The following is a 16,821-nucleotide window of genomic DNA, read 5'->3' as shown; positions in this document are numbered from 1 at the left end:
CGTTCATTTAACGGAAAAGGTTAATCCGACCGGTTCGCCATGGCGGCCCGGTTCTATTGCGTGGACACCTGTCGGATGGGCTCGGGGCGCAAGCCGGCCGGCCGCCAGGCAAGGGACGCCCGCGACGTTGATGGTGTGCCAGGCTATTCGTGTCGCGCGAACGGACGAACCGTTTTTTCGTGCATTGACGAGCGCCGACAAAACAACTGACGAATCCGAAAAACACAGCGAACTATAGGTTCGTTTTTTTGGATTCACAAGCACTGAAATTCGTAGTGATTTTCCATTTAATTGGAATCGGATCGCTTAAATGAAACAAAACGTAACAGCAACGGCGATGCCGATGATTGGCACTAGAATCCAACAGCGCTTGTGTGCCACCTTCCAATTACGCGAATTCTTAATTTCAATAATGACAGGCCGTTCATTGCTCGTTGTTTTGCTCGGCGCGTTGTGGCTGGGGGCCGGCGGGTGCAGCACGTCCCCGCCGCAGTCGGCCGCGCGCACGACGGTCGACAGCGCGCGCGCCGCGTACGACAGCGGCGACTACGGGCGCACGATCGCGTTGCTGAGCCATGCGAAGGAGATCGACGGCGCCGACATCAACACGCAGGTCGCCGCGCACAAGCTCCTCGCATTCAGCTATTGCGTGACGAACCGCGTCGCGCAGTGCCGCGCCGAGTTCTCGAGGATTCTCGACCTCAACCCGCGCTTCGACTTGTCCGCTGCCGAGAAGGGCCATCCGATCTGGGGGCCCGCGTTCGAATACGCGCGCCGCAGACATGCGTCGTCATCCTGAACGAACCGGTCGACACGCGCGCGCTTCATCTACAGAGCGACGTATGACATGCAACTGATCGTGATCGAACATGCCGGCGAGCCGGTCGAAAACGACTCCTACGACGCCGTCGTGTTTCATCCGCCGGGCGGCACCATCGGCCGCGCCAGCGACAACCATCTGGTGCTGCGCGACGACACCCGGCAGATTTCGCGGCTGCAGGCACTGCTGCAGGTCGGCGACGACGCGTGCCTGCTGAAGAACCTGAGCAGCGTCTCGACGATCGAGGTAAATCGCGAGCCGGTCGGTTATGCGCAGGAGCGCCCGCTCAATACCGGCGACATCATCCGTATCGGGCCTTACGTGCTGCGAGCGGAGCGCGACGACGGCGACGACGCGCCGGTGATCGACATGGCGCCCGATGCCGGTGTGCACGTCGGCAGCCAGGGCGCGCCGGAAGCCGCCGTGCAACCGTCGCGCGCGCCCTCGCCTTCGCGCGACGATGCGAAAGGCGCCGGCAACCGGCTGTGGGGGCTGCTCCAGGATCGTCTCGCGCCGCGTGGCAAGGTGGCGGATGCCGGTACACGGCCGGGCGGTCCCGCACGCGCGGATGCCGCGCAGCCTGCACACCGCGCCGCGTCGGCCGAATCGCCCGCGCCGTCGCAGCGCGACCTGAATCAGTTGTCGACCGATCCGCTCGACCTGTTCGCGCAGTCGTCGGGCGATATCGGCGGCACGTCGGGCACTGCGTCGTCGGCTGCTCGCGGCGATGCGGAGCGCGACACGCCGTCCGCGACGCAGGCCGATCACGCGCCCGAGTGGACGCAGCACGTGCGTGTGCAGCCGGCGGCCGCACATGCCGATACGCGGCCGGCTGACGAACCGGTGCCGCATGCGACGCGCGCACCGGCACCGCCGACGCCCGACGAACTGCTGAATGCGTTTTTCGAAGGCGCCGGGCTCGATACGGCTGCCGAATCGCATCATTGGTCGGCCGAGCAGCTCTATATCGCGGGCCAGTTGCTGGCGCTGTTCGCGAACGGCACGGTCGAGCTGCTGTCGTCGCGCAGCATCCTGAAGCGCGAGGTGAAGGCGCACATGACGATGCTGCTCGATCGCGAGAACAACCCGCTGAAGCTGCTGCCCGACGGCGGCGCCGTGCTGCGGCAGATGTTCGGACTGCCGCTGCCGGGCTTCATGTCGCCGCAGAGTGCGGTCAGCGATGCGTTCCAGGATCTGCACGCGCACCAGATCGGCATGGTCGCCGGCATGCGCGCTGCGCTGATGGACCTGCTGACGCGCTTTTCGCCGCAACGGCTGCGCGAGCGCGACGATGCGATGCGCTGGTACGAGAAACGCGTACCCGCGCTATACAAGGCGCGGATGTGGGATCGCTACGCGGCGACCCATCGCGATACGGTGTTTGCGATCGAAGACGATTTCGCGTCGGTGTTCGGCAAGGCGTTTCTGGCTGCGTACGACGCGGAGGTGGAGAGTTATCGGGGGAGCGGCCGGCATTGAAGGGGCCGATGCCGGCCGCGTCGCATGGATCGCGCGACGAACGTCAAACCAGCGGCGGATGAACCGCCTGCTTCAAGCCGCTCGAGTAGTGCTTGTAGTCCCAGGCCACGCTATCGCCGGGTTGCAGCGTGTAGACCGCACACGAGACGTCGGGCATCTGGCCGTTGACGAAATACACCCACCAGTAGCCGTTGCCGCCCTGGTTGGCCTCTACGCCACCCAAGGCCGTAATGAACAGGCTCGCGCCTGAACCCTGCCATTGCGGGCTGAGAGCGGGCGACACGCCGTCGGCCGTCAGCAGATCGAATACGGTTGTCACGCCGGGGGCAATCGCGATGCGGTCGTTCGCTTGCCACGGCGGATTGTGAAATTCTGAACCCCAATCGACGAATTGATTCGCTACCGAGCTGGCCATGGAGATATCTCCGTAGTGGTGGTGAATGCCTGAACTGCGCCCCTCTGCTCTTTTTCGTGGTTTGTTGAAAGCACCAGGTTCTGACCTGGGTGCCGGAAAGCTGTATCGATCGTTTGCTGATCGCTCGATTCAAACCGATCGCCGAATCACAGGCAGATCGTTTCAATTAAATGGTGTCGCTCGGTGATTGTTGCAAATTCTGTCAGCATGATTTCCGTTTCGAATGGCGCATTTTCCGTTTTTCTATTACAGGCGCCTTTGCCGTCCGTGAAATCCTGATATTCGTATTGGTCAGAGAATAGGCGATGGACTGCTCCCTCGCAATGCCAGTCACTCGACTGGTCCGGGTTCGCTTCACCTCGGACGTCGATCGTCACGGCAAACAAGGGAAAACTGAGCCGGTTTTCGAGAACCTGTTTGAATTTTGGTATGCGACGCAATTGAAGAGATTATGACGCAATCGTCATTTCTCCATTACGCGCGCCTTGCCGTCCTTTAAATCCCGATATTCGTATCGATCAAAGAATAGCCAATGGACCGGCGGCCCGTCATACCGCTCGCGCGTGACTAGCGCACAGCGCCCCTCCGCTCCCCGGGCAAGTCACAACAGCTCGCCCCGCACGTCCCTTCCTCCTGTGTCCTTCACCCCATGACGTCGGGCAGCGCTTTCGGCCCATAGGCCGTCTGCGTGCGCCTGCTTGTCGTTGACGCATGCCCGCTCGTGGGCCCTCTCCCATCCACGAAATCACTGGAGCCCGTTCATGGATATCGATCGTAACCCTATCGGCGGCACCCTGCGGATCGCCGCATGTTCGTTTGCCGCCGCACTTTCTTTCGCCACGCAGGCGCAGGGGGCGACCGCCTGCTATGCCGTCGACATGCGCGGATCGCCGCTCTACGTGACGTCGGATGTGTTGCGCGACGCCGCGCTCAAGGTCGCGAACGCGCGAGTCGACGCCGCCGGGAATACGGCGTTGACGCCGGTAACGCCCCCGCCCGACCCGAAACGTTGCGACGGGGCGAACGATCACCTTCCTGAGGAGGGTCCCGGCGCCGGCAACTACTTCGGCAATGTCGTGAGCCCGTTGAAGTTCCTGCGTCTCGCGGCGTATCAATGCGCGGGAACAGGAAACCAGAGTCAGTTCTTCTCGATGAACCAGGCCATTTATTATCGTCAGTGTGGAGGCGGGCAATACTCGAACTACATTCACTTCTGGGGACGCGCGAACGGGAACGCGAGCACGTGTTTCGCCAGCGACTACCCGACGATGTTTGCCAAGGCCACCAAAGACAGGACGCCGGCGGACCTGCTCAACGCGATGAAGACGGTTTACTCGGGCGGCCTGAGCGGAACCGCCGCGAACGATCAGGCGCTCGGCAACGCGATGGCGGCGATCCTGATCGCCGAAAGCAATCGCGACTACCTGGTCAACCTCGAGAACTACATGCTGATGGACCTGGCCGGCGTGAAGAAGGCCACGCCCGAGCAAATCATCGGGGGCCACTGCGTGCCGAATGCCGGGTCCTGCCAGAACCGCGGCCAGTCACAGAACGGCAAGCACCCGATCGCGTGGGGCGGAGCGCAGGAAACCATGATGGTGAACGGCTGGGGCCAGGGGGCAGGTGCCAATAGCGCCTTCGGCAGGACATTCGAAGGCAATCTGTCGGCCGAGTGGGCAGTCGCGAAAGGAAAGGCCGCTAGCGCGAAGGTCGCCGAATGCGGCAAGGTTCCGCGAACCTATGGAGATCTGAACCCCGACCAGCAGAAGGCAGCGAAAGGCGTCTTTGAAGGCATTCTGCCGGCCCGCTGAGGTTCGCCGTCGGTCAAAGCGTCAGGAAAACGCCGCCGCCCCCATACGCGGAAGCGGCGGCCTCACTACGCTCAACCTGTCGTCAAACCGCCATCACCGTCACCGACTTCGTGACGAGGTACGGCTCGAGCGCTTCCGGCCCGCCTTCCGACCCGTAGCCCGAATCCTTCACGCCGCCGAACGGCATTTCCGGCCACGGCGTTGCCGGCTGGTTGATCCACAGCATCCCCACTTCGAGGCGCTGCGTGAGCAGGTGGACGTTCGCGAACGAACGCGTGAACGCATAACCGGCCAGACCGAACGGCAAACGATTCGCTTCCGCGATCGCATCCTCGAGCTTGTCGAAGCCGCGAATCGCCGCAACCGGGCCGAACGGTTCGTTGTTGAACACGTCGGCCTCGAGCGGCACGTTCGCGATCACGGTCGGCGCGAAGAAGTTGCCTTCCGAGCCGATCCGCTCGCCGCCGGTTTCGATGCTCGCACCGACCTTGCGCGCGTTGTCGACGACCGACGCCATCGCGGTAAGGCGACGCGGGTTCGCGAGCGCGCCGAGCGACGTGCCTTCCTCCAGGCCGTTGCCGACCTTCAGCCCTTCTGCATGTTTGACCAGCGCGCGCGTGAATTCGTCGCGGATGCTGTTGTGCACGAGGAAGCGCGTCGGCGAAATGCAGACCTGCCCCGCGTTGCGGAACTTCGCGCCGCCGGCGGCCTTCACCGCGAGCGCGACATCGGCGTCCTCGGCGACGATCACCGGCGCGTGCCCGCCCAGCTCCATCGTTGCGCGCTTCATGTGCTGGCCCGCGAGCGCGGCGAGCTGCTTGCCGACCGGCGTCGAACCCGTGAACGTGACCTTGCGGATCACCGGGTGCGGGATCAGGTACGACGAGATTTCAGCCGGATCGCCGTACACGAGGCCGATCACGCCGGCCGGCACGCCTGCGTCGACGAACGCGCGCAGCAGCGCGGCCGGCGATGCCGGGGTTTCTTCCGGCGCCTTCACGAGGAACGAACAGCCGGTCGCGAGCGCGGCGCTCAGCTTGCGCACGACCTGGTTGACCGGAAAATTCCACGGCGTGAACGCCGCGACCGGGCCGACCGGCTCCTTCACGACGGTCTGCTGCGCGCCGAGGTTGCGCGGCGGCACGATCCGGCCGTACACGCGGCGACCTTCGTCCGCGAACCATTCGATGATGTCGGCCGCCGACAGCATTTCGACGCGCGCTTCGGTGAGCGGCTTGCCCTGTTCCTGCGTCATCAGCTGCGCGATCGCGTCGGCGCGTTCGCGCACCAGCGCGGCCGCCTTGCGCATCGTCGCCGCGCGCTCGTGCGCGGGCACCTTGCGCCACGCCTCGAAGCCGCGTTGCGCGGCGGCGAGCGCGCGGTCGAGATCGGCGATGCCCGCGTGGGCCACCTTGCCGATTACCTTGCCGGTCGCCGGGTTCACGACGTCGATCGTCTTGCCGCTCGCGGCGTCGACCCACTCGCCGTCGATCAGCAGTTGCGTATCCGTATAAGTCACGTTAGCCATCCAGACACCCCTACATTGCGTCGATAAAACGCGCGCTGCCGCTCATGGCCGCGCGCCGGTTGACAGAAAGAGCAAAGCCGCCGGGGCAGACAGGCACCCGGTGGCACCGACGGCAGGCACGCCGGCCTACCGCCGTTCCGCATGGGGCCGCGCTCAGCGCGCGGCCGCCGTCGCCTTGCGGAGTTTCGCGACGTCCGCTGCCTGCACGGGCGGCGCGCCGTTGTTCCAGCCGGCGCGCATGAACGTCAGCACGTCGGCGATCTGCCGGTCGTTCAACTGGTTCGAGAACGCCGGCATCGGATACGCGGATGGCACGCCATCGATCACGAGCGTGTCGCTGCCGTTCAGCGTCACGTTGATCAGCGACGATGCATCGGTCTCGAGCACGTTCGGATTGCCGGCGAGCGGCGCGAGCAGCGGCGCGTAACCGCGCCCGTCCACGCCGTGGCAATGCAGGCAGTAAGCGTTATACACCTTCGCGCCCGGATCGGCCGCCGGCCGGCCCAGTACCACCTGCGTCGCCTTCGGATCATAGCTGTACGGCGGCGCGCCCGTGCCGCCCGCGGCCGGCAGCGACTTCAGGTAGCGGGAAATTGCCGCCAGATCGTCGTCGTTCAGCGCCTGCGTGCTGTGGTTGATCACGCTCACCATCGAGCCGAACGCCGTGGCGTGCCGGTTCGCGCCGGTCTTCAGGAACTGCGCGACATCGGCCTCGTTCCAGCGGCCGAGCCCCGTGTTGGGCTCGCCGGTCAGGTTCGACGCGAACCAGTTGTCGATCGGCGCACCCGACAGGAACGCCGCGCCGCCTTCGTCGAGCGCCTTCTCCTGGAAGCCGACGCCGCGCGGCGTGTGGCACGACCCGCAGTGCCCGAGCCCCTGCACGAGATACGCGCCGCGGTTCCACATCGCGTCCTTGGCCGGCTTGTCGGCGTACGGCGTCGTGTCGAGGAACACCGCGTTCCACAGCGCGAGCGGCCAGCGCATGTTGAGCGGCCACGGGATGTCGGACGGCCGGTTCGCCTGCTTCACCGGTTCGACGCCGTGCATGAAGTACGCGTACAGCGCCTTCACGTCGTCGTCCTTCAGCTTTGCGTACGACGGATACGGCATCGCCGGATACAGGTGATGGCCGTCTTTCGCGACACCCGCGCGCAGCGCGCCCGCGAACTCGGCCTCCGTGTAGCCGCCGATGCCCGTGTCCGGATCGGGCGTGATGTTGGTCGTGTATATCGCGCCCATCGGCGTGACCATCTTCAGGCCGCCGGCGAACGGTGTGCCGTGCGGTGCGGTGTGGCACGCGACGCAGTCGCCCGCTTTCGCAAGATACGCACCGCGCGCGACGAGCGCGCTGTCGGCCGGCGCCGTCGACGCGGCGTGCGCGGCCGTGCCGGCCAGCAATGCGGACAGCGCGAGCAGCGATGCGCCGAGCGCGTTCAGGGTGAGGTTTCGCATGATCGTGCCTCCCTCAAGCCGTCTTCAACTGGTTGCCGACCGGCAGCTTGCGCAGCCGCGTGCCGGTTGCCGCGAAGATCGCGTTCGACAGCGCCGCCGCGGTCGCGGCCGTGCCCGGTTCGCCGATCCCGCCCGGTGCTTCGCCGCTCTTCACGAGATGGACCTCGATCGGCGGCGTCTCGTTGATCCGCAGCATCCGGTAATCGGTGAAGTTGTTCTGCACGACGCGGCCGTCCTCGATCGTGATCTCGCCATACAGCGCGCCCGTGATCCCGAAGATGATGCCGCCCTGCACCTGCGCCTCGATCGTGTTCGGATTGACGACCATCCCGCAGTCGACCGCGCACACGACGCGCTTGACCTGCACCTCGCCGTCGTCCACCGCGACGTCGATGACGATCGAGAAGAAGCTGCCGAACGCGTGCATCACCGACACGCCGCGCCCTTGCCCCTTCGGCAGCGACGGGCCCCAGCCGGCCGCCTTGGTCGCGACATCGAGCACGTTGAGCGCGCGCGGCGTCTTGCCGAGCAATGCGCGGCGGTACTGCACGGGGTCGGTCTTGGTCTGCGCGGCCAGCTCGTCGATGAAGCTCTCGACGACGAAGGTGCTGCGCGTCGGCCCGACGCCGCGCCAGAACGCGGTTGGTACGTGGCGCGGCTCCTGCCGCACGTAATCGATCAACTGGTTCGGCAGGTCGTACGGCAGGTCGGTGGCGACCTCGACCGCGTCGGGATCGACGCCGTCCTTGAACGCGGGCGGCGCGAAACGCGCGAGGATCGACGAGCCAACGATCCGGTGCTGCCACGCGACCGGCTTGCCGTTCGCGTCGAGGCCGGCCGAGATCCTGTCGTAGTAGTAAGGCCGGTACATGTCGTGCTGGATATCTTCCTCGCGCGTCCAGATGACCTTCACGGGCGCGTTGACCTGTTTGGCGACCTTCACGGCCTGGCCGATCATGTCCGTCTCGAGCCGCCGTCCGAAGCCGCCGCCGAGCAGGTGGTTGTGCACGACGATCTTGTCCGGCGGAAAGCTCGTGAGCCGCTGCACGGTGTCAACCGCCCGCGTCGGCACCTGCGTGCCGACCCAGATCTCGCAGCCGTCGCTGCGCACGTGCACCGTGCAGTTCACGGGTTCCATCGTTGCGTGTGCAAGGAACGGCTGTTCGTAGACGGCGTCGATGCGGGTTTTGGCACCCGCGAACGCCTTGCCGACGTCGCCGTCCTTGCGTGCGACCGCGCCCTTGCCGTTCGCCGCGGCCTGCGCGAGATCGGCGACGATGTCCTTCGTCGATACCTTCGCGTCCGCGCCTTCGTTCCACTTCACGACGAGCGCCGACGCGCCGCGCTTCGCGGCCCACGTGTGATCGCCGACCACCGCGACCGCGTTGTCGACGCGCACGACCTGGCGCACGCCGGGGATCTTCTTCGCGGCAGTGTCGTCGACGCTCGCGACCGTGCCGCCGAACACCGGGCTGTTCACGATCACCGCGTACAGCATGCCGGGCACGCGCACGTCGAGGCCGAACTGGGCGGTCCCATCGACCTTCTCCGGCGAATCGAGCCGCTTCGCGGGCGTGCCGATCAGCTTGAAATCCTCCGGCTTCTTCAGCGCGACATCCTTCGGCACCGGCAGCTTCGCGGCCGCATCGGCGAGCTGGCCGTACGACGCGCGCCGGCCGCTCGGCGGATGCTGCACCTCGCCGTTCGCGGCGCGGCAGGTTGCCGGATCGACGTTCCATTGCTTCGCGGCCGCCGCGACCAACAGCGTGCGCGCGGTCGCGCCCGCGCGGCGCAGCGGTTCCCACGCGTAACGCACCGATGTCGAGCCGCCGGTGAGCTGGCCGCCCAGCAGCGGATCGAGAAACAGCTTTTCGTTCGGCGGCGCGTGATCGAGCGTCACGCTCGACAGCGGCACTTCGAGTTCCTCGGCGATCAGCATTGGCAGTGCCGTATAGACACCCTGCCCCATCTCGACCTTCGGCATCACCAGCGTGACCTTGCCGGCGCGGTCGATCTGCACGAACGCGTTCGGCGCGAACACGCCGGCGCGCGCGGTTTCATCGCCGTCGCCGCCGATCACCGACCGGCGCGTGTCGTCGCCCGCGGCCGGCAGGCTGAAGCCAAGCAGCAAGCCGCCGCCCGCCGCAGCGCCGAGCGACACGCCGAACTTGAGAAACGAACGGCGCGACACGCCCGCGCCGGCCCGACCTGCTTCGATGAGTCCTCGAGACATGTCAGGCTCCCTTCGCGGCTTGTTTGACCGCCGCGCGAATCCGGTTGTACGTGCCGCAGCGGCAGATGTTGCCGGCCATGGCGGCATCGATGTCGGCGTCGCTCGGATTCGGGTTCGACGCGATCAGCGCGGTGGCAGCCATCACCTGCCCCGACTGGCAGTAGCCGCACTGGACGACGTCGAGCTCGCGCCACGCCTGCTGGACCTTGTGGCCGGCCGGCGTCGCGCCGACGGCTTCGATCGTCGTGATCTTGCGGCCCGCGACGGCCGCGACCGGCAGCACGCACGAGCGCGCGGCGACGCCGTCGAGATGCACGGTGCACGCGCCGCATTGCGCGATTCCGCAGCCGAACTTCGTGCCGGTGAGGCCGACGACGTCGCGCAGCACCCAGAGCAAGGGCATGTCGTCGGGGGCGTCGACCGTGCGGGTTTCGCCGTTGATGTTGAGGGTGACCATACAGCCTCCGGGGCCGGTGTATTGGGGAAACGGCGCGAACGGCACGCCGTGCGGGGTCGTCATTGTCATCGCCGTCGCGCGGTGCGCCACGGGTGCCGCGCGGCCCGGGTGGGGCGAGCCGCGGCGGTGGTCCTGCGGTTGTTACTCGGCCACGTCGAGGCCCGACAGCACCTTGATGACCGGCGGGGCCGTGAACCAGTCAGCCGACTTCGCGCGGAATTCGCCGAAATACGGGCTGGCGAGGTGCGCGTCGAATGCGGCCTGATCGTCGTAGATCTCGTACAGGTGCAGGTTCGGCGAGCCGTCCTGCTCGCGGAACAGGTCGTAGCGCCGGTTGCCCGGTTCGGTGCGCGTCTTGGCGACCATGCTGCGCAGTTCGGCTTCGGCTGCCTGCGCGTGTTCGGGTTTCACGAACAGCGAAGCAATCACGTGAAGCGCCATCTTGTTACTCCTTTCGAAACGGGATCGAGCATGCCACAAGCCGGCGTCGCGTGACGCCAGCGTGCAGCCGCATGCAGTTGCCGTGCCGTGGTATCAGGCCAGTTCGTCCGGACCCACGCGCACGACGACCTTGCCGAAATTCTTGCCGGCGAGCAGGCCGATCAGCGCGTCCGGTGCGTCGGCCAGGTCGGGGACGACATCTTCCAGCGTCTTCACCTTGCCCTGCGCGACCCACTCGCTCATCTCCTTCATGAACGGTGCATAGCCGGTCGCATAGTGATCGAGGATGATGAAACCCTGGATCCGGATGCGTTTGCGCAGGATCGTGCCCATCAGTGCCGGCACGCGGTCACGGCCGCTCGACACGGCCGTGTCGTCGTATGCCGAGTCGTTGTAATGCGCGATGATCCCGCACACGGGCACGCGCGCATGCTCGTTGAGCAGCGGCCAGACCGCGTCGAACACGGCCCCGCCGACGTTCTCGAAATAGACGTCGATGCCGTTCGGGCACGCGTCCTTCAGCTTGGCGGCAAAGGCCGGATCGCGGTGGTCGACGCAGGCGTCGAAGCCGAACGTTTCGGTGACGTACGCGCACTTGTCGGCGCCGCCCGCGATACCGATCACGCGGCAGCCCTTCAGCTTCGCGATCTGGCCGACCACCGCGCCGACCGCGCCGCTCGCCCCCGCGACGACCACGGTTTCGCCGGCCTTCGGCTCGCCGATCTTCAGCAGCCCCGTATAGGCGGTGAAGCCCGGCATGCCGAGCACGCCGAGCGCGTACGACGGATGCGCGAAGTCGCGGCCGAGCGGAATCAGGTCACGACCGTCGGACAACGCATAGTCCTGCCAGCCGGCGCCCGCGACGACGAGGTCGCCTTCGCGGAACGCGGGCAGGTTCGACGACACGACACGGCTGATCGTGCCGCCCACCATCACGCCGCCGAGCTCGACCGGCGGCGCATAGGACGGCGCGTCGCTCATCCGGCCGCGCATGTACGGGTCGAGCGACAACCAGACGGTGCGCAGCAGCACCTGGCCGGCGCCGGGCGTCGGCACGTTGCCGGACTCGGTGCGGAAATCGTTCGGCGTCGGCGCGCCGACCGGGCGCGAATTCAGGATGATCTGGCGATTTGCGGTCTTGCTTTGCGGCATGTGAGCCTCCGTCAACAGGAATAAACGTGCTTCGTGGGCACGATCGGATCAGGGGTGGACCAGCAGAAGATGCGCGCACGTGGCAGCGGCAGTGTCGGCGGTCAGGCCGTTGCGGTCGCATGCGTGCGGTTGGAATGATCGGGACAGCGTAACGCGGAGCAAGGCGTTCGTCATGCGTGATTGAGTAGACCAGTCGTCTAGAATCAGGGTAAAAACAAGGCGCGCTGATGCGCGCCCGGCTTACGACTGCGCGCCGTCATGCGCGGCCGGCGGCAGGTTCAGCATGCGTCGCGTTTCGGCCATCGCTCTTTCGAGCGGCTTGCGATTGCGGTGAATTTTTTCCAGCAGCGTCGCGCCGAGCCACAGCTCGTAAAGGATTGCGGCCGTGTACGACGGATCGTCGACCGCGCTCAGCGAGCCGTCGGCCAGCCCGGCCTCGATGCCGCCCGCGAGCCGCTCGATGATCTGGCTCGTACCGTTCCGCAGCACCGCGCGCATCGCTTCCGACAGGTCCGACACTTCCGCGCCGAGCTTCACCGCCAGGCACTTGCCTTCCGGATCGTCCGCGCACTGCGTGTGCAGCCAGTTGCCCCAGTACGTCATCAGGCGCTCGGCGCCCGTGCCGGCCTGATGCTTGAGCAGGTTGTCGAGATGCGCGAGATAACCTTCGAAATACGATTCGAGCAGCGCTTCGCCGAATGCCTCTTTCGAGCCGAAGTAATGGTAGAACGAGCCCTTCGGGATGCCCGCCGCAGCGAGAATCTCGTTCAGACCGACCCCCGAAAACCCCTTGTGGAGCATGATCGGCTTCGCGATATTCAGGATGTGCTGGCGAACTTCCGCGCCTGAAGATGCATTCATGATGGCGTATGGTAGCAACGATTAGACCGGTCGTCTAGTAACGTCCAACCGGCATGTTTAGCGGCACTTTACCCGATCCCTGCTGCGCGCCCAATGCCCGGCCGGCTTTCTCCGTCACCTGCTCCCGCATAACCGCGTGCCGGCGTCACACGAACGACTCGGTTTCGTCGCGGGCGTTTCATCGATCTCCCGCATAAATACGCGCGGCGCATCTGCCGGCGAGCGCGAAACCGCGGCCGGCATTGCACACGTGTGCAATGCGCCGGACTGTCGTTGCCTCCTCCCGAACCCGTGACCAGGAACGCCCATGACCGCTTCGAAACCCGAACGCCCGTCCGCGCCGAACCGCCGGCGCTTCATCCAGCGCGGCGCCGCGCTGACCCTGTCGCCGCTCGTCGGCACGCTGGCCGCCTGCGGCGGCGACGGCAGCACGACGTCCGCATCGTCGTTCGCCGCCGCCGGCGCGGCGGATGCGTCCGCGCGCAGCTACGGCATCGCCGATCGCTCGATCACGATCAACGTCGTCAATGCGATCCCGTCGACGACGCTCGCGTTCGGCAACGCGGCGAGCCAGAGCGGCTCGTTGCCGCAGGCGTCGCAAGCGCTGGTTGCAACCGGGCAATCGACCGCCGTCAGCGCGTCGAACAGCTGGGGCGATTGCACGGGATCGTTCAATCTCGGCGGCGGTGATGCATCGTTCGCGATCTCGTACACGCATCCGTTCGGATCGCAACCGACCACCGTCAGCGTGACGCCGTCGGCCGGCTACGTGTCGGGCGCGGACGCCGCCACGTTTCCCGGCCACGACTCGGTCGCGAATCTCAACCTGTATCGCGGCGTCGCGACCGCGAACGGCGCCTGGGTCGTCCCGCTCGCGCAGCTCGCGACGCCGCCGGCCAACAACTGCCAGGATTTCGCGAACAGCATGTTCGGCAGCAACGTGCGCACGGCCGCGGCGATCCAGTCCGCCTACCAGAGCACCGGCCCGCTCGGCTACGTGCCGCCCGCCGACTTCACCGGCGGTCAGCTTGCGGGTTTCGTTGCGCAATGGGTCCAGCGCTGGCAGAACGGGGCGTCGTATGGCGTGCTGCCCGGCGCCGATGCGCAGCTCGTCGATGCGCTGAAGCAATATGTCTCCACGGCATCGAGCGCCGGCCCGCTGACGATGTGGGTGCCGCAGATCGCGTGGCAGGCCGGCTCCGATCCGGCCGTGTTCGCGCTGACGGGCTATCGCGCGTTTCCGTTCGTCGATGCGCAAGGCAACTGGATCGCGGACACGCTGACCGCGTTCCTGACGCTGCTGGCGGCCGGTTCGCACCTCGTCGCGATCAGCGCGACGAGCGACCTGCCGGCGGGCGTCACGATGCAGGCGTTCGACAGTTTCATGGGGGCGAGCGGGCTGACGACGTCGATGGATATCGGCAATTCGCACTACGCGTCGGTCTTGAACACGACGGGCCGTTATTACCTGAGCGTCGGCAGCGATTTCGCGCCGACGAACTGCGGGCTGATCCTGTCGTTCCTGTACGGGCGCACGGTGAACAACCTGCTCGCGGGCGCCGGCACGTACAACACGTTCATCCAGCTCGAAGGCTGGCAAGCCGGCGGTTCGCGTCACAACGCCGACTACGCGACGTATCAGCAGACGCTGTGGAACATCTCGACGTATGGTGCGTCCGCGTACAGCGAGAAGCGTGCGACGTCGATCTTCCTCGCGCCGGCCGGCTGGACGCCGCAGGTCTATCAGACGACGCGGATGATGCCGTACGTCGGCGCCTACGCGCAGTCGAACGGCACGCCGCAGGGCTGGCTGAACACGTCGCTTGTGACGATTCCGGCGGACGCGCCGCCGCTGCCGTCGAAGTATGTGCTGAGCTGAGTTGAATGGGCAGGCAGGCATTTCGGGTGCGGGGCATCTCGCCTGTTTCGCTGCTTGCCTGCCTCGGTGTGCGTCGGTGTGCCTCAGCGTACGTTGTCGGCTGACGCACGCCGGCTGTTGGTTTCGCCGTCAGCGCGCCGCTTCGTCGGCACGCTTTCGCGTGCGCGTTCTCCGCTCGTCTCGCTGCGCGGCCGGTGCCGTCTTGGCGCCGCGCAGCGGGGCCCGGCGCGCGAGCACCGTCATCTCCCGCCTCAGCGCATCGAGCTCCTTGCCGCGCGCCGCATCGGTCGCCTGCGCGCCGTCGAGTTGCCCCTGAAGGACGCCGCATCGATGCAGCGCGTCGCCGAGTTGCGCTTGCAGCGCGGCGATGTCTTTGCGGTGCTGCGCATCGCGTTGTTCGGCGCGCGATGCCGTGGCATCGAGTTCCTTTTGCAGCCGTGCGGCCGCGAGCCGCTCGCGATCGATCTCCTGAAGCGCCCGCTTCTCCGAGGCGCGCAAGCGCTCCTCGGCGCGGCCCGCGTCGTCGCGCAGCCGGTCGAGCTGGGTGGTGAAATCCGCGCGAGCCTGCACGAGTGCGCGATCGCCTTCCGCGTTGTCGGCCTTCAGGCGTTCGATATCCGATTGCAGCGCGCGCCGCGACGCGTCGTCCGCCGCCCTCGCCTGCTCCAGTTCCTGAATGCGCACCTGCGCGGCCAGCAGCGCGGCCGTGCGTTGTTCCAGCGCGGTTTCGGTACGGCCGAGTTCGGCCTGCAGCGCGGCAACTTCCGCGTTCGCCGCCGCCCGCTCGGCTTCGACTTCCGCGCGCAGTGCGTCGAGCGCGGTGGCCGCTTCGGTGCTCGACCGATTCCACAATGCCGCGACCAACTCGCCGGCTGCCGCCTGCAGATCGGCCGGCAGGTCGGGATGCTCGATGCGGACGCGGCTCTTTTCCCGCAGTTCGGCCCAGAACTCGCCGAGGACGGCCGTCGGCGTGCTCATGCTGCCCTTGCGAACGAGCTGGTACAGGCGGTTCGCGGTGGGCGTGATGCCGAAACGGAAGAACAGCAGCGCGCAGGCTTCGCGATACAGCTCGCGGGTTTTCGGGAAGTCGGCCTTGAGGCGCTCGATTTCGGCGGTCAGGCGCGGTTCGTCGGCAGCGAGATCGGACATGGCGGGTTTCGTCGGTGATTTCGTCAATAATATAACGTAAACCGTTAAATATCTAATCATTTTAGTCTAATAATTTGACATTATTTCTATAATGTTGAAATAGAAGGATGCCCGCGCGGCGCGCGGAATCCCGGCTGTTCTTGTGCACGATCTTGTAACCGCCTCCCCTTGCGTGGGATCGGACGGCATGACCCAAGCGTTACCCAGCCGGGCTCGGCGGCTTCACGGCGTGCTCTTGGGTGTGGATCGGCGGTTTGAACACGGTAGCGCTTGCCGGACAACTGGCGGCTACGGCATTCACATCCACGCTGACGGAACAGCGGCGACGGACGTTGGATCGCTGCGGGCGCAGCATTTCCGCATGCTTGCCGGCGGCCAAACACCGCCGGCAAGCGGAATGGCATATCCATCGCCGCCGAGCCATCCCCCGCTCAATGTCGCTCGCGGCAGGATCGTTCGAGACGCGATCCCGGAGAGCGTGCAAGGTCGGAAGTGCCCGAGACGATTACGGGCAGCTGAGAAAGTGACGTGACAGGAGACACACCCACGGCGGCCACATGCCCGCCGTGGTACTCGATCCGGGAATAGTCAGAACCCCGGGAGCGACATCGAATGCGGAACCTGGCCGGAGAATGCCGGCACCTTCTCGTGCTCGAGTAGCCAGCGCTTCCGGTCCAGGCCCCACGCATACCCCTTCAGTTCGCCGTTGCTTGCGATCACCCGGTGGCACGGCACCACGATCGCGACAGGATTGGCGCCATTGGCTGCGCCAATGTCGATCGCGGCGCGGGGGTCTTCAAAGCCCAGTTCCTTCGCGAGTTTTCCGTATGTCGTCGTCGTGCCCGGCGGAATGCGCCTCAAAGCGGTCCACACGCGCTGCTGCAGATCGGTGCCGACCGTTGCGGTCGGCAACGCGTCGATAGCGGTCAACTCACCCGCAAAATATCGGTCGATGGCACGCTCGATCACTTCCGGCGCCGGACGGCTCGTGACTTCGGTCACCCCATATCGTTCGCGCAGACCACGATTCAGACGCGTGGCGTGGCTGGCAAACTCGAGTGCGCGAATCGCATCCTGGGTGTCCGTGACAAGCAACATGTCACCCATCGGGGTTTCAAGACGACTCTGAAAAAGCTGCATGATT

Annotated in this window: 14 protein-coding genes; 4 read left to right on the top strand and 10 right to left on the bottom strand. The window is 66.1% G+C overall.

Going from position 1 to position 16,821, the window contains the following annotated elements:
• The first annotated feature begins 412 nt into the window (after nt 1-412).
• Nucleotides 413-799: a TssQ family T6SS-associated lipoprotein gene (locus ACN22W_RS22140; protein WP_129517284.1), complete on the top strand. Its 387-nt coding sequence runs from the start codon at nt 413-415 to the stop codon at nt 797-799.
• 48 nt (nt 800-847) lie between these two features.
• Nucleotides 848-2,299 carry a type VI secretion system-associated FHA domain protein TagH gene (tagH, locus tag ACN22W_RS22135; RefSeq protein ID WP_419689413.1) on the top strand — a complete coding sequence of 484 codons (1,452 nt, stop codon included), beginning with the start codon at nt 848-850 and terminating at the stop codon, nt 2,297-2,299.
• Nucleotides 2,300-2,342: 43 nt separating this feature from the next.
• Here tagH and ACN22W_RS22130 read toward each other — a convergent pair whose 3' ends face one another.
• Nucleotides 2,343-2,714, bottom strand: a complete 372-nt coding sequence (locus tag ACN22W_RS22130; protein WP_129514902.1) for a DUF4430 domain-containing protein — start codon at nt 2,712-2,714, stop codon at nt 2,343-2,345.
• Between the two features lie 761 nt (nt 2,715-3,475).
• On the opposite strand from ACN22W_RS22130, the gene ACN22W_RS22125 reads away from it, so the two are divergent.
• Nucleotides 3,476-4,525 carry a hypothetical protein gene (locus ACN22W_RS22125; protein WP_419689412.1) on the top strand — a complete coding sequence of 350 codons (1,050 nt, stop codon included), beginning with the start codon at nt 3,476-3,478 and terminating at the stop codon, nt 4,523-4,525.
• 82 nt (nt 4,526-4,607) lie between these two features.
• Here ACN22W_RS22125 and ACN22W_RS22120 read toward each other — a convergent pair whose 3' ends face one another.
• The 7 genes from ACN22W_RS22120 to ACN22W_RS22090 all read right to left on the bottom strand — a co-directional run bounded on the left by ACN22W_RS22120 (nt 4,608) and on the right by ACN22W_RS22090 (nt 12,649).
• Entirely contained in the window at nt 4,608-6,053 is a 1,446-nt protein-coding gene (locus tag ACN22W_RS22120; RefSeq protein WP_048244459.1) for an NAD-dependent succinate-semialdehyde dehydrogenase, read from the bottom strand.
• A 153-nt stretch (nt 6,054-6,206) separates the two neighbouring features.
• Complete coding sequence (locus ACN22W_RS22115; protein WP_419689411.1) at nt 6,207-7,505, bottom strand: c-type cytochrome; 1,299 nt, start codon at nt 7,503-7,505, stop codon at nt 6,207-6,209.
• A 13-nt stretch (nt 7,506-7,518) separates the two neighbouring features.
• Entirely contained in the window at nt 7,519-9,738 is a 2,220-nt protein-coding gene (locus ACN22W_RS22110) for a molybdopterin cofactor-binding domain-containing protein (protein ID WP_419689410.1), read from the bottom strand.
• Between the two features lies 1 nt (nt 9,739).
• Nucleotides 9,740-10,195, bottom strand: a complete 456-nt coding sequence (locus ACN22W_RS22105; protein ID WP_048244466.1) for a (2Fe-2S)-binding protein — start codon at nt 10,193-10,195, stop codon at nt 9,740-9,742.
• Nucleotides 10,196-10,336: 141 nt separating this feature from the next.
• On the bottom strand, nt 10,337-10,636 hold the full coding sequence (locus tag ACN22W_RS22100; RefSeq protein ID WP_048244468.1) for a putative quinol monooxygenase: 300 nt from the start codon (nt 10,634-10,636) through the stop codon (nt 10,337-10,339).
• Nucleotides 10,637-10,729: 93 nt separating this feature from the next.
• Nucleotides 10,730-11,788: an NADP-dependent oxidoreductase gene (locus tag ACN22W_RS22095; protein WP_419689409.1), complete on the bottom strand. Its 1,059-nt coding sequence runs from the start codon at nt 11,786-11,788 to the stop codon at nt 10,730-10,732.
• A 240-nt stretch (nt 11,789-12,028) separates the two neighbouring features.
• A complete protein-coding gene (locus ACN22W_RS22090; RefSeq protein ID WP_193100548.1) occupies nt 12,029-12,649 on the bottom strand; it encodes a TetR/AcrR family transcriptional regulator in 621 nt (206 codons plus the stop codon).
• Between the two features lie 307 nt (nt 12,650-12,956).
• On the opposite strand from ACN22W_RS22090, the gene ACN22W_RS22085 reads away from it, so the two are divergent.
• Nucleotides 12,957-14,528 carry a hypothetical protein gene (locus ACN22W_RS22085; RefSeq protein ID WP_419689408.1) on the top strand — a complete coding sequence of 524 codons (1,572 nt, stop codon included), beginning with the start codon at nt 12,957-12,959 and terminating at the stop codon, nt 14,526-14,528.
• Between the two features lie 129 nt (nt 14,529-14,657).
• Here ACN22W_RS22085 and ACN22W_RS22080 read toward each other — a convergent pair whose 3' ends face one another.
• Nucleotides 14,658-15,677 carry a DNA-binding protein gene (locus ACN22W_RS22080; protein WP_419689880.1) on the bottom strand — a complete coding sequence of 340 codons (1,020 nt, stop codon included), beginning with the start codon at nt 15,675-15,677 and terminating at the stop codon, nt 14,658-14,660.
• A gap of 588 nt (nt 15,678-16,265) precedes the next feature.
• A complete protein-coding gene (locus tag ACN22W_RS22075; protein ID WP_419689407.1) occupies nt 16,266-16,817 on the bottom strand; it encodes a methylated-DNA--[protein]-cysteine S-methyltransferase in 552 nt (183 codons plus the stop codon).
• Nucleotides 16,818-16,821 lie beyond the last annotated feature (4 nt).

It is taken from the genome of Burkholderia theae (assembly GCF_048565265.1).
Lineage (GTDB): Bacteria > Pseudomonadota > Gammaproteobacteria > Burkholderiales > Burkholderiaceae > Burkholderia > Burkholderia theae.
This window is presented reverse-complemented; position numbering and strand designations above follow the sequence as displayed.

Bases quoted from the DNA above. Each gene is read 5' to 3' on its own strand.
- ACN22W_RS22140 (WP_129517284.1), top strand. From the start codon at position 413: ATGACAGGCCGTTCATTGCTCGTTGTTTTGCTCGGCGCGTTGTGGCTG.
- tagH (WP_419689413.1), top strand. From the start codon at position 848: ATGCAACTGATCGTGATCGAACATGCCGGCGAGCCGGTCGAAAACGAC.
- ACN22W_RS22130 (WP_129514902.1), bottom strand. From the start codon at position 2,714: ATGGCCAGCTCGGTAGCGAATCAATTCGTCGATTGGGGTTCAGAATTT.
- ACN22W_RS22125 (WP_419689412.1), top strand. From the start codon at position 3,476: ATGGATATCGATCGTAACCCTATCGGCGGCACCCTGCGGATCGCCGCA.
- ACN22W_RS22120 (WP_048244459.1), bottom strand. From the start codon at position 6,053: ATGGCTAACGTGACTTATACGGATACGCAACTGCTGATCGACGGCGAG.
- ACN22W_RS22115 (WP_419689411.1), bottom strand. From the start codon at position 7,505: ATGCGAAACCTCACCCTGAACGCGCTCGGCGCATCGCTGCTCGCGCTG.
- ACN22W_RS22110 (WP_419689410.1), bottom strand. From the start codon at position 9,738: ATGTCTCGAGGACTCATCGAAGCAGGTCGGGCCGGCGCGGGCGTGTCG.
- ACN22W_RS22105 (WP_048244466.1), bottom strand. From the start codon at position 10,195: ATGGTCACCCTCAACATCAACGGCGAAACCCGCACGGTCGACGCCCCC.
- ACN22W_RS22100 (WP_048244468.1), bottom strand. From the start codon at position 10,636: ATGGCGCTTCACGTGATTGCTTCGCTGTTCGTGAAACCCGAACACGCG.
- ACN22W_RS22095 (WP_419689409.1), bottom strand. From the start codon at position 11,788: ATGCCGCAAAGCAAGACCGCAAATCGCCAGATCATCCTGAATTCGCGC.
- ACN22W_RS22090 (WP_193100548.1), bottom strand. From the start codon at position 12,649: ATGAATGCATCTTCAGGCGCGGAAGTTCGCCAGCACATCCTGAATATC.
- ACN22W_RS22085 (WP_419689408.1), top strand. From the start codon at position 12,957: ATGACCGCTTCGAAACCCGAACGCCCGTCCGCGCCGAACCGCCGGCGC.
- ACN22W_RS22080 (WP_419689880.1), bottom strand. From the start codon at position 15,677: ATGTCCGATCTCGCTGCCGACGAACCGCGCCTGACCGCCGAAATCGAG.
- ACN22W_RS22075 (WP_419689407.1), bottom strand. From the start codon at position 16,817: ATGCAGCTTTTTCAGAGTCGTCTTGAAACCCCGATGGGTGACATGTTG.